Raw genomic sequence first — 19,123 nt, 5'->3', positions numbered from 1 at the left:
AGAGCAAAAAGCAGTCCGGCCGATAAATTCCGCCAGGCGGACCCGCGGGCTGCTCTTTGCTCTTCGTTTGTCTATGCGCTTACGGTAAAGCTCAGGCTTCCGGAAGCTTCAGTCGATCCAGTGCCGCGGATGCAGCCTGTTGCTCGGCTTCCTTTTTGGAACGTCCTGTACCTCTGCCAAGCCGTTCTTGACCCATATGGACCTCGGAGACAAACTCCCGTTCATGGGCAGGGCCCCGTTCCTCAACAATACGGTATTCCAGAGCTCCCATATTGTGATGCTGAGTGAGTTCCTGCAATTCCGTTTTGTAATCGCTCATTTGCAGCTTGCTGCCCAGAACAATTAACGGAAATACATGCTGATCCAGAAATGTCCGGACAGGCGCCAATCCCTGATCCAGATATAATGCACCGATGAAAGATTCAAACACATCCGCTAGCAAAGCCGGTCTAGTTCGTCCTCCCGTCAGTTCCTCACCTTTACCAAGAAGTACATACTGCCCAAAACCCAACGCTTCAGCAAATTTGACGAGGGAAGGCTCGCAGACAATGGATGCCCGCAGCTTAGTTAATTCACCTTCCGGCCGGTTAGGAAACAAGTGATACAAGTATTCCGACACAGTCAGTTCCAGTACCGCATCGCCCAGAAACTCCAGACGCTCGTTATCCTGATGCTGACTGAACCGGTGTTCGTTTACATAAGAAGCATGGGTAAACGCTTGTTTTAAAAGCTGCCTGTTGTCAAATTTGATTTGAAGTTTGTGTTGTAACTGCTTCAGATCTTCACTCAAACGAACTAGCCCCTTATGCTTCAAATTTTTTGAGAATAATGGTGGCATTGTGACCGCCGAACCCAAATGAATTGGACATGGCAATATTGACCTTAGTTTGACGTGGAACGTTTGGAACATAATCCAGATCACATTCCGGGTCCTGATTTTCCAGGTTGATTGTTGGAGCAAGCGTCTGATGTGTCAGCGACAATCCGCAGATTACGGCTTCCACGCCACCAGCAGCACCAAGCATATGACCTGTCATCGATTTGGTTGAACTCACCGCAAGCTTGTACGCATGATCACCAAACGCTTTTTTGATCGCAAGCGTTTCGGATCTGTCACCTACAGGTGTTGATGTACCGTGTGCATTGATATAGTCCACTTCTTCTGGTTCGATTCCCGCATTACGCAGAGCCATCTTCATGCAACGAGCTGCTCCGTCCGGATCAGGCTCCGTCATGTGATGTGCATCGCCAGTGAGACCGTAACCAATCACTTCGCCATAAATACGAGCACCACGTTTTTGAGCATGCTCAAGGGATTCAAGGATCAGAACACCCGCGCCCTCGCCCATAACAAACCCGTCACGCTCTGTATCAAAAGGACGGCTCGACTTCGCCGGATCATCATTACGTGTAGACATGGCACGCATTGCACAGAACCCAGCCAGACCAGTTGGTCTAATGGTTGCTTCCGCACCGCCACAAATCATCGCATCCGCATCACCGTTGGCAATCAGCTTGAAGGAATCTCCAATGGAGTGTGTTCCTGTAGCACATGCGGTTACCACGTTGATGTTAGGACCTTTCGCCCCGAGAGAAATCGACATTTGGCCAGAAGCCATGTTGGAGATCATCATCGGAATGAAAAATGGGCTTACTCGTTTAGGACCTTTTTGCAGCAATGCATTATGCTGGTCCTCCCAAGTACCCAATCCACCGATACCCGATCCGATGGACACACCGAAACGCTCTGCATCAATGTTCTCGTCAATTTTCAGACCACTGTCTTCAACGGCTTTGAAACCAGCTGCCACAGCGAACTGAACAAAACGGTCCATTTTACGTGCATCTTTGCGATCCATGTATTCTTCAGGGTTGAAATCCTTGATCTCGGCTGCAATTTGAGTGGTGTATTCACTTACATCAAACGCCTCAATCTGAGAGATTCCGGACTTGCCTGCCATTAAACTGCCCCAGAACGTTTCCAAATCTTTTCCGAGCGATGTCATTACGCCCATTCCGGTAATTACAACTCTTTGTTTCAAACCGACTCACCTCTATATCGACTGCATTACGCAATTATTTTGTGGGAATATCCGCAAGCAGACGTCTAGCCAAGCAGGACCCGAAGATCCGTTTGACCAGCGCCGCTTGCGGAATGAGAAAAACCAATGAATGATGAGAAGTCCCGCCTGTTCGAAAACAGGTGCGGGACTGAATTGACTTTAGGTATGAGATTGTATGTAGTTTACAACTTCACCTACGGTCGTAATTTTTTCTGCATCTTCATCAGAGATTTCCAAATCGAATTCATCTTCCAATTCCATGACCAATTCCACTACATCCAAAGAATCAGCACCCAAATCTTCTTTGAAAGATGCTTCAAGTGTAACTTCAGCTTCGTCTGCGCCCAAGCGGTCGACGACGATGCGTTTTACACGCTCCAATACATCGGACATCCGGTTCACCTCCTCCTTGGTATTATACGAGAATCGCAGGCAAAATGCCATAGAAGACATATGCGGCTCCCGGCCGGGGAACCCGGCCTTTTTCCGGCATTTCGGATCGTCCAGCGCCTGTTCCCCGACTATTGTTCAAGTCCGGGAAGAATTACATGTACATGCCACCATCAACATGCAGTGTCTGCCCTGTCATATAAGATGAAGCTTCTGAAGCCAGGAACGTGACAACACCGGCAATTTCATCCGGCTGGCCCAGACGGGACAACGGAATACCGTTCAACATGTTGTCCACGATCTCCTGGGACAATTCCTTCGTCATATCGGTCTCAATAAATCCGGGTGCAACGCAGTTAACTGTGATGCCGCGGGAGGCAAGCTCACGTGCAGATGCCTTCGTCAAACCGATGACCCCTGCCTTGGCAGCAACATAGTTTGCTTGTCCAGCATTTCCGAGCACACCCACAACAGAGGAGATATTGATAATTCTACCAGACCGTTGCTTCATCATTGGACGCGTAACCGCCTTAAGACAGTTAAACACTCCTTTGAGATTGGTTTCGATTACCTGATCAAATTCCTCTTCTTTCATACGCATGATCAGATTATCACGGGTAATTCCAGCATTGTTGACAAGAATATCAACGTTGCCCCACGCCTCAATCGTAGCTTTGACCATTTGTTCGGCTTCGTCCATCTGGCCCACATTCGCTTGAATCGTAATGGCCTCGACACCTTTGGCACGAATCGCTTCCGCTACTTCCTCAGCTGCCGCTTGACTGCCCGCATAATTCACGGCCACGTTGGCGCCAGCCTCAGCCAAAGCGAGTGCAATACTACGCCCGATACCACGGGATGCACCGGTAACGAGCGCATGTTTACCTTGTAATGGTTTAGACATAATCATTCCTCCTTTCCCCAAATCTAATCATGGTTAATCAAATTAGTGCAGCTGCTGTTGCTTCGAGCGTCTCAAGACTGTTTACATTGTACAGTTTAACGGTTTTATCTATTTTTTTAATCAAACCTGTTAGCACACTGCCAGAGCCAATCTCGATAAAGGTATCCACACCTTGCTCAATAAGCCATGTCACACTGTCTTCCCATAAAACCGGAGAATAGACCTGAGCTGTCAATAAATCCTGAACCTTACCGTCCTCCACAGGTCTTGCAGTCACATTCGCGACTACAGGGACCGACCCAGGTGAGAACGAAACAGTTTTCAATTTCTCAGCCAGCTTCTCTGCTGCATCCTTCATTAAGGAAGAATGGAACGGACCGCTTACTTCAAGTGTGATGGCGCGTTTGCCGCCTGCTTCCTTAACCCGTTCAGCGACAGCAGCTACCCCTTCCTTCACACCGGAAATCACGATTTGTCCCGGGCAGTTGATGTTGGCAAGTTCAACGGCATGACCACTTTCGGATACGTCCCGGCAAAGCACCCCCAGCGCTTCCCGATCCGCACCCAATACCGCCGCCATCGCACCCTGTCCACCAGGAACAGCCTGTTCCATGTATTGACCGCGTGCTCGCACAATGCTTACCGCGTCCGCGAACGAAAGAACGCCCGCCGCGACCAGTGCACTGTATTCACCCAGACTGTGTCCGGCCGTATAATCAGGCTGAATTCCTTTTTCTTTAAATGCCTCAAGCAATGCAATACTTGCTGTCAACAGAGCCGGTTGCGTATTTGATGTCTGTTTCAACTCGGTCTCGGGTCCCTCAAAAACAAGATTGCTCAGCGAGAAACCTAGCGTTTCATCGGCTGTGCGAAAAATCTCTGTTGCCGCAGGCACAGACTCATACGCGTCCTTGGCCATGCCTACAGTCTGCGATCCCTGTCCGGGAAATACAAATGCTATTTTACCCATCCAATTCATCTCTCCCAGCTGTCTAGTTTACCAAATGAGCACCGATGCGCCCCACGTCAATCCGCCGCCGAAACCAACCATAAGCACGGTATCTCCGGCTTTCATGCGGCCTTCTTCAGCAGCTTCTACCAGAGCAAGCGGAATGGAGGCTGCAGATGTATTGGCATATTTATCCACGTTGACTACAACTTTCTCTTCAGGAAGCTCAAGTCGCTGCATTGCAGATTGGATAATCCGGATATTGGCTTGGTGAGGAACAAACAAATCCACGTCCGTACGTTCCAGACCAGCCTTGCGCAGCACTTCGACTGTCGCTGTACCCATCACCCGTACTGCAAATTTAAACACTTCACGGCCATTCATGTAAATGTAATGTTTTTTGTTCTCAACCGTTTCTACGGATGCAGGCAGACGTGAACCCCCGCCTTCCATTTGAAGCAGGCTTCCGCCTGCACCTTCAGCTCCGAGATCAAATGATTTAAATCCACGGCCTTCCGGCACTTCACCAACGATAACCGCACCCGCGCCATCGCCAAACAGCACACAGGTATTACGGTCGGTATAGTCCGTAATGCGAGACAAGCAATCTGCACCAATAACAAGTGCATTATTGTACATGCCGCTTTGGATAAAGCTCGTTGCTGTTGCCAGACCGTATACAAAGCCGGAGCAGGCAGCAGACAAGTCAAATGCCGCAGCACCCTTGGCACCAAGCTTATCTTGCAAAATACAAGCAGTAGAAGGGAAGGAAGAATCCGGTGTAATGGTTGCCACAATAATCAGATCCAGATCACTGCCAGTCATGCCAGCCGATTCAAGTGCTTTAATAGCTGCCTCGTATGCCAGATCCGAAGTCGCCTGATCCGGTGCAGCGATGTGACGCTCCTTGATTCCTGTACGACTGACAATCCACTCATCATTCGTATCAACCATTTTCTCCAAATCGCTGTTTGTCAAAATTTTCTCTGGTACATATTTACCTGTACCGATAACCCCTACCGGGCGCAAATTATTCATGTCGTCACTCACTTCCCGCTAATTTCCTTAGATATGCTCTCCACCAGTTGGTTCTGTACTGCAATCCGTGCTTGGCGCACAGCATTTTTGATGGCATTGCCATCAGCCGATCCATGACTTTTCACCACAAGTCTGCTCAAACCGAGGAGTGGCGCACCGCCATGCTCGGTATAATCCAGCTTCCGTTTCAAACCGCGCAGCTCAGGCATAAGCACAGCAGCAGCCAGTTTGCTTTTGAGCGACGATGAGAATTGTTCCTTAAGCAGAGCAAAAATGGCACCTGCTGTGCCTTCGAGCGATTTGAGCAATATATTTCCGGCAAACCCATCACATACAAGTACATCACACGCACCTGTAAGCACGTCACGGGCTTCCACGTTACCAACAAAACGAATTGGAAGTTGCTCCAGCAACGGATAGGCATGTTTGGTCAACTCATTCCCCTTACCCGGCTCCGTTCCCACATTGAGCAGACCCACTCTTGGTGACGCGATCCCCTGCACTTTTTGCCGATACAAGCTTCCCATCAGACCATACTGTGCGAGGTGTTCCGGTTTGGCATCCATATTCGCGCCGAGATCAAGTGCAAGTACACCCACATCATCGATCGTGGGAATCATGGGTGCAAGCGCCGGGCGCTCAATGCCTTCCATACGGCCTACTACAAGCAAGCCGGCAGTCATCAATGCTCCGGTATTGCCCGCTGAGATCATGGCGTCTGCTTCACCTTCCTTAAGCATACGCCCCGCAACCACCATGGAGGCATCCTTCTTGCGACGGACTGCCTTCACCGGTTCATCATCCGAACCGATGACTTCGGAAGCATGCCGAATAGTCAGATTAGCAGGTTTGGCTCCTGACTGACTCAGAAGAGGTTCCAGCTTGGCTTCATCGCCGACCAGGACGATCTGTGTATCCGCCCATTCCGTAGCCGCGGCGATCGCACCTTCTACTGTTGCCGCAGGGGCATTATCGCCTCCCATGGCATCAATGACGATTTTCATCCCAAATGACCTCCTTCTACGCTGTCTTCTCCACCTGAACGGTAGATTACAAAGTTGCCTTGAAACACCATTTCTTCACCCACATAAGTGAACACTTCCACTTTGGCTTTGCCCTTTTGACCCGAGATCGATCGCACATAAGCCTTCGCAATACATTTCTCAGACAAATGGACCGAACGGACAAAACGAATGTCTGCGGAAGCCGTCAAAGCTATCTCGTCGTTAATAACGGCTACAGCCAACGAGTTGGCCTGTGCAAAAACATAGTGTCCCCTTGCAATGCCCGTTCTCGAGAATACGTGCTCTTCCTTAATCTCAAACAAGGATATCCCGCTTTTGTCCAGTTGCAGATCCACAATATCACCGATAATCTCATGCAGGGGCAAGGAGCGCACCTGATCATAGGAACGCTCCGCCATCAGTTTCATCCGTTCCCGAAGCTCGGGAATCCCAAGCTCCAGTCTGTCGAGACGAATCGTCTGAATACTTACCTTCAATTGGCGTGTAAGTTCCTGATCCGTCACAAACGGGTTGTCTTCGATCATTTTGGTTAACTGCTGCTGCCTCTGTCTCTTCGGTACACGTTCGATGCCTGACACCCCCCGCTGTATCGTTTAAGGAACCACCTAATCCGGTCAGTTCAATATATTCTTTCACATTGCTTCTATAGTTGCATCCCTGTTCAGCAGGGGCGTTCTCACACGAATCATGGTTCATGTTTATGTAACGTCAAATCTTAGAACCTGGTACTAAACTATAGTATATCTCATCCCGTGTCAAAAAGAAAGGCTGCAGAGCAAAAACAATCCTGCCTTGCAAAGCCCGGCTTCACAGCCCCAAACACAACCCGTAAAGAGCCTTACTAAAATAGTAAAAACATATATTGAACTTTATTCAAGAGATAGAATACAGGCAGAAGTAGTCATTCTTGTGATGTTATAGTCTAAAAAAAGTAGCACCTCATCGAAATGAAGTGCTACTTAATGTCTAGCTATTATTGAGAGATGATCTCTCTTGCTTTGTACGTTCCGCACACTTTGCACACGTGGTGACTAAGTTTAAGTTCGCCACATTGTTCACATTTCACCATGCCCGGTACAGCCAATTTAAAGTGAGTGCGACGTTTGTCGCGACGCGTCTTGGACGTTCTCCGTTGAGGTACTGCCATTATTCCCACCTCCTTATCAAAATCAACCTTTGCAGGTAGTTGTTACGTTCGATTTTCACTCATGCTCATTTAAAAAAATCCTTGAGCCCTGCAAGCCGCGGATCGATAACTTGGTTATCACAACCGCAGTCACCTTCGTTCAGCTCATGGCCACACTTGGGGCATAACCCTTTGCATGTATCGCTGCATAGCGGTATAAACGGAAGATCCAGCAGAAAAGCTTCCTCGGCATAACCTTTCAGATCAACGCTCTCTCCATCCACGTAGAAAGTATCATCGTCTTCGGGCAATTCCTCTGGCTGTTTCCCCTGCTTGAATTGCTCATGAAAATCAATATGAAAATGTTCATTAATCGGCTTAAGACATCGGGAGCATAACATGTCCACTCCTACTGTCAGTTTGCCATGAACATCCACAACGTCGCCCTCTCTGTGTTCTGCAGATAAATCCGCAGTCAGCGGGGTAACGGCTGTGATATCCTGTCGGTTAGAAACCAGTTCCTTGATATCCCACTGTTCATTGAACTGCAGGGGTCGGTCACTGGTAGCCACTTTGCGAAATGGCATTAACATTTCCCATCACTCCAAACGAAACCAATCTCATAATGTAAGTTAAACGCCTTACGACAGTTATACAGGTCAAGCCTGACTCTTGCAACACATCATATTCCTGACTGTATGTATTCTGACGATTCCTCGTTAAAAGTATTATGAAATTGACTTAACAAACAAAAATCATTATACCGATTTTTCAAGACGTTTGTCAACACTTTTAACTTTACACCCTTTTTGAAAATGACGAGCTAATCCGCATTCGATCTCTGAACCATTATAGGCTTACTGTAAGTTAAACTACAAGTCATGCATTTTGAGGGCGTGTTCGGGCTATATCGACCAGCAGGATTCTTTTCTTTTCCGGTGTATACACTGCGATATGATTTGAACAAAGGCATACCCATGTCCTATTATGGAACAAGATGAGCTCGTATATAATCGGGCTAGGAGTGAATGATTAAACCGCCATTGAATATTTACCGAAAGGAGCGCGTTCTCATATGAAAGCCGTTGGCGTCATTGTTGAATATAACCCTTTACATAACGGACATGTCTATCATCTAAGTGAAGCCAGACGGCTCAGTGGAGCAGACGTAGTTGTGGCTGTGATGAGCGGCCCTTTCCTCCAGCGCGGCGAACCCGCCATCGTGGGTAAAAGGGCCCGCACGGAGATGGCGCTCCATGCTGGCGCCGATCTGGTGATTGAACTGCCGGTTGCCTATGCCGTACAACCGGCCGAGTGGTTCGCCTTTGGTGCGGTGTCACTGCTGCACCGCACAGGCGTGGTGGACTCGCTCTGCTTTGGCAGCGAGTCCGGCGACCTGGACAGCCTGCAGCGCATTGCGCGCGTGCTGGCTGTGGAGCCCGCAGGGCTGCGCGAGGATATCGCGCGCCGCCTGCGGGAAGGCGCCAGCTACCCCGCCGCATACGCAGGTGCGGCGGCAGCGCTGGCGCCTGGCGGCGTCGATGCGGACGACGCCGCTGCACTGCTGGGGCAGCCCAACAATTCGCTTGGGCTGCATTACCTGATCGCGCTGCAACGGCTGGGCAGCGCGATCAAGCCCTTTACGGCGGCGCGTACCGGTGCCGCGTATCATCAGGCGACGCCCGGACCAGGGGCGATCGCCAGTGCAACCGCCGTCCGCCGCCTGCTGATGGCGGACGGGCCCGAAGCCGCCGCGCCATACGTGCCGGCGGCAACTCTTGCCATTCTGCAGCGCGAATGGCAGGAAGGGCGCGCTCCCGTGCACTGGGAGCGCTTTGCACAGCCGCTGCTGCACATCGCGGCCACACGCCGTGCCTCCGAGCTGGAGCAGATCGCCGAGGTCACGGAAGGACTCGAACACAGGCTGAGCCGCACGCTCGCTCAGCTCCCGGAGCCTTCAGTCGAGGCGTTGCTGAATACACTCAAGACGAAACGCTACACCCGCACAAAGCTACAGCGCATGCTGACCCATATCCTGCTGAATCATACCAAGGCCGAATGTTCGCCCGAGAAGCTTGCTGAAGGGCCAGCATATCTTCGAGTGCTTGGGTTCAATGCACAAGGACAGGGCCTTTTGAAACAAATGAAAAAGACGGCTTCTCTGCCCGTTCTTCTGAAACCATCAACCTTTGTCCATAACCAGTTGGAGCTGGATGTACAAGCACAGGCAGCATATGCACTCGCCTGCAAACACACCAATACACGCATGATGTACAGCGACTACTATGACCCTCCTGTGAGGCTCTAACCCTACGTTCAGTCCTATCCTTAGCAGGCTCAACATAAACGATTTTTGAATTCCTCACACTATTTTATTTGGATCAACTTGTACGTTTTTTGCCTGGTGCGTGCCCAAGCTTGTATCTGGATTGATCCAATCCTGATCTGCGGGTATAAGCTTGTTCAAACTCTGTTGATCATGCGTTGTTTAATATCAATTACCCAAAACAAAATCCCCCTACTGCATACCGATTCGGCATCGTTGCAATAGGGGGATTTGACATTATTCTACTATTCTTTATTCAAGGCATACTGCTCACTAATGATAATTGTTTTAGGATTTAACAGACAAGGTTTTCAGATAAGCCAGCGCATCATCCACTGTGCTGACAGGAATGAGTTTCATTTTGGTACCAATCTGTTCAGCCTTGGCTTCGGCTTCTTTATAATTGTCCTTCGGCACAAAGAAAAACTCCGCTTCTTTCCGGTCCGCCGCAACAATTTTGTGCACAACGCCACCGATTGCACCAACCACACCTTCTTTGTTAATGGTGCCTGTGCCAGCAATCCGGTGACCTTTCGTCAAATCTCCAGGAGTCAACTGATTATAAATCTCCAGGGTGAACATCAGTCCGGCAGAGGGGCCACCAACCTGAGTATCCGTGAAGGATATCTGTTTATCCGGATCTTCTGCTTTCACCTTCTGAACCGCTCCGATCATGACACCCAGTGCCGGGCGAACTTCACCGGTTTTGCTATCTTTCACTTCAATCAATTGAACGTCGCGGCTGATGGTCTCTCCGCCTCGCTCCAATTGCATCTCAACCGTATCCCCGACCTTTTTGTTCTTTAACTGCTCAGACAACACCGTATTGTCTGGAGTTGCCGTTCCGTCCACACCCAAAATAATATCTCCGGGCTCAATATCTCCCTTAGGCTTTGGATCTTCGGACAGCCCGAATACAAAAATATGCTCAGGAACAATGGAGTATTTCACTCCCGCCTGCTCATAAGCCGCCTCCATGGCCGAGGATTGTGAATCACTCATGAACCAGACCTGTTCGGCAGAATATTCCGCTTCGCTTTTGCCGCGCAGCCGATCTTCTTTTTTATCCACTTGGGCATTTCGATTAAACAAGGAGGTTCCTAGCAAAAACACATTGGCGTATGTTGCCGACACTGTCGTCATCATAAACACACCGCGTTCTTCCTTATCCCCCTCTTTCACGGTAACCATGGGTTTTACCTCATCGGCACTGCCAGGCATATAAATGATATATGGCGTTGGCATATATACCGCAACATAGACGACTAGAGCCACCACGATCACAAAGATCGAAGCTCTGAATCCGCCAGATTTCCGAATCCGATTCATTGCATGAGCCCCCGTTCTTTGCGTATCTTTCAATAATTATAAGTCTAACACTCTCATGCTTTTGCATACAATGGTACAGGCCGGATAGGCCGCTGTTTACAGTAGCTTATCCGGTCAAGGCCGAAGCGTCTACGGACGTCTTTCGGCCGTCCACAACTAATCCTGGCCGAGTGTATGCGGCACGATCCATATGAGGTGAAACAATGACAATGCAGAGCGAAGTTACGGGCTCAGGGCCGTTACAAACGGTACTTATGAGTACCGGCGCTTTAATGCTGGTAATTGCAGTAGTTGTATCTCCAAAAGATGCATTTGATGCCTCTATTCAAGGTTTGGACATTTGGTGGAAAATCATCTTTCCGGCCATGCTTCCATTCCTGATGTTATCCCAAATGCTGACTGCGTTCGGCTTTACTCACGCGCTCGGTGTCTTGCTTGGGCCATTGATGCAGCGCTGGTTCCGTCTGCCGGGCAAAGCCGGACTGGCTATTGCTGTCGGCATGTGCGGCGGCTTTCCGGCTGGAGCAGATACCGCCTCCCGCCTAGTGCAGGATCAACAAATTACCGCCAAACAGGCGGGCATTGTCGCTGCAGCATCTCATTTCGCCAATCCATTGATGATTATACTTGTCATTGGTGCAGCTTTTCTACACCAGCCTGTGGCCGGATATTTCCTTTTGATCGTTCACTGGGTTAGTGGCTGGATGGCCACCATGATCGGAGTACGACTCCTGCCCAAAGAATCAAAAGGGGAAAAACAATCAACTGCAAACCCTTCTTCGTCCAAACGACAGAGCCTATGGTCCCAGATGATGCTTGCAGCCCGTGCAGCCCAGGAACGTGACGGACGCGGGTTCGGCAAATTGCTTGGTGACACCGTCTCCCAAGCTGTACAAACCTTAATGATGACGGGAGGATATATGATTGTGTTTGCCGTGTTTGTTCGGCTGCTCACCCTCTATATCACCCCCGGTGCTTCAGTTGCTTTTTGGCCCTCCCTGCTGGAGCACCATCTGGGAACGTATCACCTGAGTCAGAGCCCATTAACGCCTGTTCTGCTCATGTCTTTGCTTGCAGCCGTCCTCGGCTGGGGAGGTCTATGCTCTCATCTGCAAGTTTCCGCCGTGCTGAAAGCTGCGGGACTTGCCGCAACGTCCATGATGTATTTTGCCGGAATCCGTCTGCTTCATGCATTGGTTGCAGTTTTCCTCAGTTTGCTGCTATGGCTGCCATTCAGCCGTTACAGCTCAGAAGTCTTGCCCACGTTTCAGACCAATCCAGGCAATGGTTGGGCACCATTCTTAACCAATCAATCTCTGGTAGGCATGAACACCTCCGACATTATCGAAGTCTTTTGGATTGGTTTCCCTGCTGCCTGTATCGGTCTGGCATTGCTGCTCACCGTCATGATCAGCCTGTCCGGGCTGACTTTCTGGTTTAACCGCCGGTTTTCTCGCTAATTTTCTGACGCAGCGCAGCTTCCACTTCAGGTGAGACCAGATCGGTGACATCTCCGTGGTAGTGGGCAATTTCCTTGACGATGCTGGAGCTCAGGTACGAATATTTCGGATTGGTCATCATAAAAATGGTTTCCGCATCCGGATTTAACTTGCTGTTCGTCGAAGCCAGCTGAAGCTCATACTCAAAATCCGTCACCGAGCGGATACCGCGGACGATGACCTGAGCATCTTTTTGCCTTACATAATTTGCTGTCAGATCACGGAAGCTATCCACTTCCACATTAGGCAGGTAACTCGTGACTTCTGAAATAAGACTTTTCCGTTCTTCCACCGTAAACAGTGGGTTTTTACTCATATTATTCAATACAGCCACGATGACGCGATCAAACTGCTTCGACGCGCGGGCAATAATGTCCAGATGGCCCATCGTTACGGGATCAAAACTCCCTGGATATACGGCAATTCGTTCCTGACGATGTATCATTTCACTCATGAGGAGCCTCCTCTTCCGCTGTGCTAGGTTGTCCATCTTCTGTTGCTGCAGCAGGTGCATAATGATAGATGGATACAGCTGTCTCCCCATACAATGCCTTGCGCGTTTGTTCAAACGGGCCGAATTGCTCAGGGTAATTATATTTGGATTCATATTCAAGCACGATGGTCGCTTCCGGTTCAAGCAAGCCCAGCTCGTGCATCGTAAGCATTAACTCGTCCCCATTTTTCATACGGTAGGGCGGGTCCAGAAATACGAGATCAAATTGTGTGCTTCGCTTGGCGAGCGCCTTCAATGCACGACTGGCATCATTCCGGTATATGGCCGCCTGATCTTCCAGCTTGGTTGCCTTCAGATTTGCACGAATCACTTCAATACTTTTCGATTCCAAGTCAACAAAAACAGCCTTGTCCATGCCGCGGCTCAGCGCCTCAATCCCGAGACCTCCACTGCCTGCAAACAGATCCAATGCTGTACCGCCCTCAAAATAAGGGCCAATCATACTAAACAACGCTTCCTTCACCTTGTCGGTGGTCGGCCGCGTTCCTGTGCCAGGAACAGCCTTCAGCGGTCTGCCTTTCGCACTCCCAGATACCACTCTCACTGATGAGTCACCTTTTCTCTCTATGTAAGTTTATTGATAAAGCTATCGTACCACAATCGGGTTCAGTTTGAAAAATAGTCCGTCTGCTTTCTCGCCGAAATATTGTTGACGAATTGTTGACGCATATGTATAAAAAGGAAACTTTCCGGCCATCCTGTAATTATCGACATCACAAGTGTCGTAGACAACCGCGGAGAAGACTTACGTTTCCCCATAAGCTCTTCGTCCGGTTTCTCCTCTCCCATGAAAAAGAAGCTCTCGAAAGAGGGCTTCTTTTTGTTGTTCAAATCCTTATTCATCAAGGTTTTTATCCATTCCTAACGATTGAATGTCATTACCGTATTCGTTATTGGGTGCGAATTGGGTGCGTTTTATTCTTATCAAGCATTCGGAATACTTGGAATCCTTCGAGGCCTGTTGAATGACGAAGTTCACGAATCAACTGCTTCACCCATCGTTTGAAATCCTTAGCCTCTGTCCGGTTGCTATTGAAAACCGCCTCGTATATGCCGGTTTCGGATACAATTACCATCCTGCGAGTAAATTTCGAAGTACTCACTTTATGAGTAGTTTGTTCTTCTGGGTCCAAGTTACGAACCATATTGTGGGCATCCCTGTATCCAAGAGCTTTTGAAATATCAGCAGCTACCGCCCACCACTCACCAGGTATTTTCTCAACGAACCGAATTTCATGACCGGGCCGATGACCTTATTACTATGACTCCCAACTTCGACATGGGGGTGCTTTGAAAGTACCTCCTCCGGTTGTTTGCTTATACAAATCAAATCAATCCCCTATACCAGCCGTTTGCTTTTTCCCAATTGTTATTTTCTTTGGAGGAGTGGGTTCATACCCGTCAGACTAACGGTCTTCACCTATTCGATAATCACCTTTAAGTGGATAGTATCTTTTTCGTCGGTTCCTCCATTCTCCACCATGTGATTTCAAATCACATATCCGGCGCTTACTCTTCCTGCTAGTTTTTAATGAACTGTTTCCTGCCAATCAATTTCTCTATCTGTCAATCTGACAGATGTGGAATTTTTATATACTCGTAAAGTGAGTACAAGTCGGCGGGGTTACTACAAGTAAGGTCATATGGGATGAGTTAAAATCATGTCATCTGAAAGATGATCCCTAACTAAGTGGCTGTGGTTCTTCCTTTTCAGCTGGTTTCCTTAAGATATAACCTTGCTCACCTTTGCAAATCAACTCCCAGCCTTCTGCCGATAGATCGTCTATTGCTTCCATTAAAGTGCAGTTAACGTTCCAAAAAGTAAAGTTTTTTGAATAGAAAGTCCATGTTTCTGATTCCTCATAGGTACTATGAATCAATTCTCCATGCTCAAAATATTTAATCAATTTTGGTGATTTTCTAACGGTCATCGTCTTGTTCACACCTCTTCATTAAAATTCTACTTTTGTATCACCTGACTCTCAATTATAATGTGAATTACGAACCTCCACACATCATCTAGGAGAGGAGGTCGGCAAACTTGAGAAAATATGATTTTTCTGATGTAATTGAAATTAAATTTTTCAACATCCCATTCTTCACATTAAAGCGTCGTAAGAAAAACAAATAATCTCTGTTGCTGACTGGGTGTTAACACACCTCCAGAGAACCACGATTTTTCGTGGGTCCCTTGGCGGCAAGAATGATAAAATAATACATATAGACTTAAAAAAGCGCCCTGTCTGGGCGCTTTAGTTTTACTCTATTTCATTTACGAGCTTCTTTTAATCTGGCCCCAGGAACAAAATGCCTTGGAGTAGATATGTTTTCTCGGTGGACGGCTTTAAACCCGCAATAGTTCGTTTAGTTGCTTTATTAATTCTGGACTCACTTTCATAGTTATCACCCTTCTATAAATGACATTATAAATTCTCAATCACTTTCGAAATGTATTCATCCCAAAACTCTTCATCTCCAACAACATCAAAAAGCCAGTTGTACATCATCAAAATCTCCAACTCCTGCTTTTTGCCTCGAATGAAGGACTTCTTAGGCAATCTTCTATACAACTCATTTAAATTGAAAAGATTACTCTTCTGCTTGTAGTCATACTCATAATTTCTCCAAGAATCATTACTTTTTTTTCGATGTGTTGCTGGCCACAACTTTTCTTCTTCATAAAATTTAATCACCCAATCGTAAGTAAACTTCCACAAGTTCACTTGATGCTTTCTCCATGTCTCTTCTAGCCAATTATTTATTTCTTCATTAATATATGGAATTTTAACTCCATTTCTTTCCTGACTTCTGATCCCATGATGCTCTTTGATATAAATGAACAGCATCTCAGTATGATCCCTTAAATAAGGATGCTTTTTACTCAAAAAAGTGTAACATTCGTAGGAAACACTCCGGAATTCTGCATCAGAATTATAGATCAGAAACAGCTCTTGTTTTTTCAGAAAATTATTAATAGCGTGATTCAACATTTTTCCATGGTCATCATACATTTGTACAAGCCATTCTGCTGTTTCAGAATCAAACATCTCTAACTGACCCCGATACTTTTCAAGTTTCTCCGACTGGAGATATGTTTTTTCATCTGTTGCACTCTCAATCAGATAATTATTGAAATACTCAAACACATAGTTCACACAAATGCTCGTGTTCACTGCCTTTGCCTGATAATCAAATTCATTAAGGCCATCTTCTTTTTTTCTTTTAGCTATGTAATCTACTATGCTTAGCAAGGTATCTCCCTCCTTCAATACATTAGTTTCGATCCCTCAGGGTAAACGACCTTCCTTATGCAAAAAACAATACCAGGAATTTTGACAGTCTCATCGGGTTCTGATTTTCTTTTTGCCATTATCGGCACCTCACTTCCGTTTTAAGACGCTTTTATGTCAGGTATAGGTATTTGGTGCATTATTAGTAGAAACTCGCTCTATAAGCCTCTCAGACTGTCTGAGAGAGTCAGAAGCGGAAGTGAAAACTAAAAAATAAAACTGGAGGTATTTCGGGGTCATTCGCACCCGTACCTTATCTTCTACCTCCAGAGGGACCCGTGAACGTCTCAGCGCCTCTCTATTCCCTCTCATATATATCTTTGGTGTAATTGTTCGTCAGAATGTTAGAACACATACTCGCTGATTGTAATCCATCTGTCGATAGGTTTCTTAGATCTGAGCACGCATAGGTTAAGTACTCTGTATAACAACAGTCCTAGACTTTAGCTCAATAAAAAAGCCGCCTATTGGCGACTCAATTCAATAACTCTATCTCTTCAACTGATCCAACAAGTTTATTAGCATTCACATTGTCTTGGTAAATCTTTAACTTCACGGGGCTCCCTTTTTTATCAGCCCTCGCTTTTCCCCATTCCCATAGATAATTGTAAACATTCTCTTCAGTGACATCATTGGAGCTAACTGCAACGGCGGTCTTGCTAATTAACATTTCTACAATAACTTTTTCTTCACTATCAAAAATTCTAAGTCCAAAGTTATCGCCAACCTCTACTGCAGGAATAACGTAAGCCTTATAATCCTCTGATTCAAACACTGGCAATGACATATCTTCACCTCCCTTGATTATTTAAAAGTTCTACAGAGAGGGAAGTTTTTCCTTTTCTAATAACTCTTACATACCTACAACACGTATAAGTGTTATTACTTAACCGTGAGAAGCATATCACAGTATGCCTTCATAAGAAATTATACGAGAGTTTTACAGCCCTATATCATTCCATTAATGCAGGATTAAAAAGACACACACCGCACTACTAACCTAGGGGTGATAATTATGAACAATACATATAGGTTGCTCAAGGATGATATGGATTTCTTTCTTGCCGCATTATCCCAGGTTCGTGTATCTGTCTGGCATGTACAGGAGGATGGGCAGCACATCATAGACTATGGCGGCCCGGTGGAGGCTTTTAGCACGGTATTCATTAAGATCATGGGGAAGAGATACTTTCGTAATACATTTGAGTTTAGGACACAAAAATAGGAGCCGTATATAGGCTCCCTAGTTAAACATTTTTTTAATTAAATCGTAACCAGATTCCTCCAAAAAAAGGCTTAGACAATATAGACCACCGAATAAAAGAAAACAACCACTGAAGAAGCAAACTAGTACAGAATTAAAAGCACTTGAACTACCATAATGTTGACCACAATGTGGGCATACATAAGCTGTTGTAGATATTTCTCGTCTACACGATTCACATCTCATTAATTTGCTAGTTGGTTTAAATTTTTCTTTGATATTAATGACCATTGTTCTAAAACTCATATAAGATAAGTAAAACAACACAAAAATCATTATAAAACCGATCACATTCCCGAAAATATCACTTAAGTTATCCATTTACTCCTCCAAAACTATGTAATAAATCTAGATCTATTTGACTCAATTAGTCTATCAGACCTATGTGGTTATTTCCATATATTCCTTAGCAGAAAAAGACTCCGTGCATTAGCACAGAGCCGTCTCATTAATTGGTCGTATATTCACTTACTTCAAATGTCAAAATCTTATCGAATATCACATAGTCTGTACGCTTGCTGAATGGACCTTTGTTGTTGCTGTATTTGTTAATGGCGAACTTGGCCGGACCAACTCCTGCATCACGTGCATCGTACCAGTTGAGGAATGCATTTACATCAATTATCGGAAGATCGTATTCTTTCTCCAAGCCAGTTGTCATTGTTACAACTAGAATAGCACGATCACCTTTAGGTTCAGGATTAGGTGTTGGCTGAGACGGTTCTTCAGGTTGGGTTGGCTTTTCTGGATCAGGGTTTGGGGTTTCAGGTTCAGGATTTTTCGAAGGAGAATACATCATCTCAATTTCTCCAATAGTTACAAAGGAAGGATAGCCATTATTTTTTGAGATATTCAATCGGTATTTCTTATAGCTTTTTTCATTTGAAAAAGTAAACTCCTTCTTTAAACCGGTAGTCCAACCTGTTATCTCGACCTGAGTATCTAATACATTCCACTTTTCTCCGTCCCAACCTTCGAACGTCCAGTCTTTTGGTGATTCCTGTGTGTTATTCATGTATTGTCCACGTGCAGTTAATGTATAATGGTTAATTTTCTGAGATTCTTCAAATTCATAAGCTATCCAACCCGCAGGTTCACCTTGTTTTGATGCCCATCCTAAATCATTATTGTTTTTATTGAATGCATTGAAAGGTTGATGACTACCACTCCATATACTGCTTGAACTTGCTACTCCTGAAGGAGCAGTATTAGATGTCATAGTTGGAATGAGGTTATTCACTGTTGTGTCAGCAAAACTTTTTCCTGAAAAGACTGGAGTTAAAAGTAAAAGAATAAGTAGTGTTAAAAATGATTTTTTCATATGTATTCCCCTTTATATGTAATGAAATAAGAATACATATTTTTCCTAGGGATGTCTAAACAATTATGTCTATAAATTCAAGTAA

21 protein-coding genes are annotated in these 19,123 nt (G+C 46.4%); 3 read left to right on the top strand and 18 right to left on the bottom strand.

From position 1 onward, the window contains the following. Window positions 1-91: 91 nt before the first annotated feature. The 10 genes from rnc to MKY42_RS11735 all read right to left on the bottom strand — a co-directional run bounded on the left by rnc (window position 92) and on the right by MKY42_RS11735 (window position 8,088). A complete protein-coding gene (gene rnc / locus MKY42_RS11780; RefSeq protein ID WP_024630178.1) occupies window positions 92-790 on the bottom strand; it encodes a ribonuclease III in 699 nt (232 codons plus the stop codon). A 13-nt stretch (window positions 791-803) separates the two neighbouring features. Continuing rightward, window positions 804-2,042, bottom strand: coding sequence for a beta-ketoacyl-ACP synthase II (gene fabF / locus MKY42_RS11775; protein WP_024630177.1), 1,239 nt, complete (start codon window positions 2,040-2,042; stop codon window positions 804-806). A gap of 180 nt (window positions 2,043-2,222) precedes the next feature. After that, complete coding sequence (gene acpP / locus MKY42_RS11770; RefSeq protein WP_024630176.1) at window positions 2,223-2,456, bottom strand: acyl carrier protein; 234 nt, start codon at window positions 2,454-2,456, stop codon at window positions 2,223-2,225. 151 nt (window positions 2,457-2,607) lie between these two features. Then, complete coding sequence (fabG, locus tag MKY42_RS11765; RefSeq protein ID WP_179265172.1) at window positions 2,608-3,357, bottom strand: 3-oxoacyl-[acyl-carrier-protein] reductase; 750 nt, start codon at window positions 3,355-3,357, stop codon at window positions 2,608-2,610. A gap of 37 nt (window positions 3,358-3,394) precedes the next feature. Continuing rightward, a complete protein-coding gene (fabD, locus tag MKY42_RS11760; protein ID WP_339851209.1) occupies window positions 3,395-4,327 on the bottom strand; it encodes an ACP S-malonyltransferase in 933 nt (310 codons plus the stop codon). Window positions 4,328-4,354: 27 nt separating this feature from the next. Beyond that, complete coding sequence (locus MKY42_RS11755) at window positions 4,355-5,344, bottom strand: beta-ketoacyl-ACP synthase III (protein WP_179265173.1); 990 nt, start codon at window positions 5,342-5,344, stop codon at window positions 4,355-4,357. A gap of 8 nt (window positions 5,345-5,352) precedes the next feature. Continuing rightward, complete coding sequence (gene plsX, locus MKY42_RS11750; protein ID WP_064639094.1) at window positions 5,353-6,348, bottom strand: phosphate acyltransferase PlsX; 996 nt, start codon at window positions 6,346-6,348, stop codon at window positions 5,353-5,355. Next, window positions 6,345-6,893 carry a transcription factor FapR gene (fapR, locus tag MKY42_RS11745; RefSeq protein ID WP_205525006.1) on the bottom strand — a complete coding sequence of 183 codons (549 nt, stop codon included), beginning with the start codon at window positions 6,891-6,893 and terminating at the stop codon, window positions 6,345-6,347. The genes plsX and fapR overlap by 4 nt, the downstream gene beginning before the upstream one ends. A 449-nt stretch (window positions 6,894-7,342) precedes the next feature. Next, complete coding sequence (rpmF, locus tag MKY42_RS11740; RefSeq protein ID WP_017689233.1) at window positions 7,343-7,516, bottom strand: 50S ribosomal protein L32; 174 nt, start codon at window positions 7,514-7,516, stop codon at window positions 7,343-7,345. A gap of 65 nt (window positions 7,517-7,581) precedes the next feature. After that, window positions 7,582-8,088: a DUF177 domain-containing protein gene (locus MKY42_RS11735; RefSeq protein WP_090895887.1), complete on the bottom strand. Its 507-nt coding sequence runs from the start codon at window positions 8,086-8,088 to the stop codon at window positions 7,582-7,584. 482 nt (window positions 8,089-8,570) lie between these two features. Here MKY42_RS11735 and MKY42_RS11730 point away from each other — a divergent pair, with 482 nt between their 5' ends. Further along, entirely contained in the window at window positions 8,571-9,803 is a 1,233-nt protein-coding gene (locus tag MKY42_RS11730) for a nucleotidyltransferase (protein WP_339851201.1), read from the top strand. A 306-nt stretch (window positions 9,804-10,109) separates the two neighbouring features. Here MKY42_RS11730 and MKY42_RS11725 read toward each other — a convergent pair whose 3' ends face one another. Then, window positions 10,110-11,150: a SepM family pheromone-processing serine protease gene (locus MKY42_RS11725; protein ID WP_090895881.1), complete on the bottom strand. Its 1,041-nt coding sequence runs from the start codon at window positions 11,148-11,150 to the stop codon at window positions 10,110-10,112. A gap of 203 nt (window positions 11,151-11,353) precedes the next feature. On the opposite strand from MKY42_RS11725, the gene MKY42_RS11720 reads away from it, so the two are divergent. Next, entirely contained in the window at window positions 11,354-12,610 is a 1,257-nt protein-coding gene (locus tag MKY42_RS11720) for a nucleoside recognition domain-containing protein (protein ID WP_179265175.1), read from the top strand. On the opposite strand, the gene coaD is transcribed toward MKY42_RS11720, so the two are convergent. From coaD to MKY42_RS11690, 6 genes are all read right to left on the bottom strand, one after another. After that, window positions 12,588-13,094, bottom strand: a complete 507-nt coding sequence (gene coaD, locus MKY42_RS11715) for a pantetheine-phosphate adenylyltransferase (RefSeq protein WP_090902131.1) — start codon at window positions 13,092-13,094, stop codon at window positions 12,588-12,590. The genes MKY42_RS11720 and coaD overlap by 23 nt on opposite strands. Before the next feature lies 1 nt (window position 13,095). Then, window positions 13,096-13,707, bottom strand: coding sequence for a 16S rRNA (guanine(966)-N(2))-methyltransferase RsmD (gene rsmD, locus MKY42_RS11710; protein ID WP_090895876.1), 612 nt, complete (start codon window positions 13,705-13,707; stop codon window positions 13,096-13,098). A gap of 346 nt (window positions 13,708-14,053) precedes the next feature. Then, window positions 14,054-14,395: a Bro-N domain-containing protein gene (locus MKY42_RS11705; protein ID WP_339852857.1), complete on the bottom strand. Its 342-nt coding sequence runs from the start codon at window positions 14,393-14,395 to the stop codon at window positions 14,054-14,056. Between the two features lie 450 nt (window positions 14,396-14,845). Further along, complete coding sequence (locus tag MKY42_RS11700) at window positions 14,846-15,094, bottom strand: hypothetical protein (protein WP_339851198.1); 249 nt, start codon at window positions 15,092-15,094, stop codon at window positions 14,846-14,848. Window positions 15,095-15,586: 492 nt separating this feature from the next. After that, entirely contained in the window at window positions 15,587-16,414 is an 828-nt protein-coding gene (locus MKY42_RS11695) for a hypothetical protein (RefSeq protein WP_339851196.1), read from the bottom strand. A 514-nt stretch (window positions 16,415-16,928) separates the two neighbouring features. After that, complete coding sequence (locus tag MKY42_RS11690; RefSeq protein ID WP_339851194.1) at window positions 16,929-17,240, bottom strand: hypothetical protein; 312 nt, start codon at window positions 17,238-17,240, stop codon at window positions 16,929-16,931. 228 nt (window positions 17,241-17,468) lie between these two features. On the opposite strand from MKY42_RS11690, the gene MKY42_RS11685 reads away from it, so the two are divergent. After that, window positions 17,469-17,678, top strand: a complete 210-nt coding sequence (locus tag MKY42_RS11685) for a hypothetical protein (protein ID WP_339851191.1) — start codon at window positions 17,469-17,471, stop codon at window positions 17,676-17,678. 487 nt (window positions 17,679-18,165) lie between these two features. On the opposite strand, the gene MKY42_RS11680 is transcribed toward MKY42_RS11685, so the two are convergent. Next, window positions 18,166-19,038 (bottom strand): discoidin domain-containing protein, encoded by an 873-nt coding sequence (locus MKY42_RS11680; protein ID WP_339851188.1) that lies wholly within the window; start codon window positions 19,036-19,038, stop codon window positions 18,166-18,168. Between the last annotated feature and the right edge of the window lie 85 nt (window positions 19,039-19,123).

Origin of the sequence: Paenibacillus sp. FSL W7-1088, from assembly GCF_037969855.1 — a bacterium.
Taxonomy (GTDB): domain Bacteria; phylum Bacillota; class Bacilli; order Paenibacillales; family Paenibacillaceae; genus Paenibacillus.
This window is presented reverse-complemented; position numbering and strand designations above follow the sequence as displayed.

Excerpts from the sequence above, each read along its gene's own strand:
- acpP (WP_024630176.1), bottom strand. The coding sequence starts at position 2,456 with ATGTCCGATGTATTGGAGCGTGTAAAACGCATCGTCGTCGACCGCTTG.
- fabG (WP_179265172.1), bottom strand. The coding sequence starts at position 3,357 with ATGTCTAAACCATTACAAGGTAAACATGCGCTCGTTACCGGTGCATCC.
- fabD (WP_339851209.1), bottom strand. The coding sequence starts at position 4,327 with ATGGGTAAAATAGCATTTGTATTTCCCGGACAGGGATCGCAGACTGTA.
- MKY42_RS11755 (WP_179265173.1), bottom strand. The coding sequence starts at position 5,344 with ATGAATAATTTGCGCCCGGTAGGGGTTATCGGTACAGGTAAATATGTA.
- plsX (WP_064639094.1), bottom strand. The coding sequence starts at position 6,348 with ATGAAAATCGTCATTGATGCCATGGGAGGCGATAATGCCCCTGCGGCA.
- fapR (WP_205525006.1), bottom strand. The coding sequence starts at position 6,893 with ATGATCGAAGACAACCCGTTTGTGACGGATCAGGAACTTACACGCCAA.
- rpmF (WP_017689233.1), bottom strand. The coding sequence starts at position 7,516 with ATGGCAGTACCTCAACGGAGAACGTCCAAGACGCGTCGCGACAAACGT.
- MKY42_RS11735 (WP_090895887.1), bottom strand. The coding sequence starts at position 8,088 with ATGTTAATGCCATTTCGCAAAGTGGCTACCAGTGACCGACCCCTGCAG.
- MKY42_RS11730 (WP_339851201.1), top strand. The coding sequence starts at position 8,571 with ATGAAAGCCGTTGGCGTCATTGTTGAATATAACCCTTTACATAACGGA.
- MKY42_RS11725 (WP_090895881.1), bottom strand. The coding sequence starts at position 11,150 with ATGAATCGGATTCGGAAATCTGGCGGATTCAGAGCTTCGATCTTTGTG.
- MKY42_RS11720 (WP_179265175.1), top strand. The coding sequence starts at position 11,354 with ATGACAATGCAGAGCGAAGTTACGGGCTCAGGGCCGTTACAAACGGTA.
- coaD (WP_090902131.1), bottom strand. The coding sequence starts at position 13,094 with ATGATACATCGTCAGGAACGAATTGCCGTATATCCAGGGAGTTTTGAT.
- MKY42_RS11700 (WP_339851198.1), bottom strand. The coding sequence starts at position 15,094 with ATGACCGTTAGAAAATCACCAAAATTGATTAAATATTTTGAGCATGGA.
- MKY42_RS11690 (WP_339851194.1), bottom strand. The coding sequence starts at position 17,240 with ATGTCATTGCCAGTGTTTGAATCAGAGGATTATAAGGCTTACGTTATT.
- MKY42_RS11685 (WP_339851191.1), top strand. The coding sequence starts at position 17,469 with ATGAACAATACATATAGGTTGCTCAAGGATGATATGGATTTCTTTCTT.
- MKY42_RS11680 (WP_339851188.1), bottom strand. The coding sequence starts at position 19,038 with ATGAAAAAATCATTTTTAACACTACTTATTCTTTTACTTTTAACTCCA.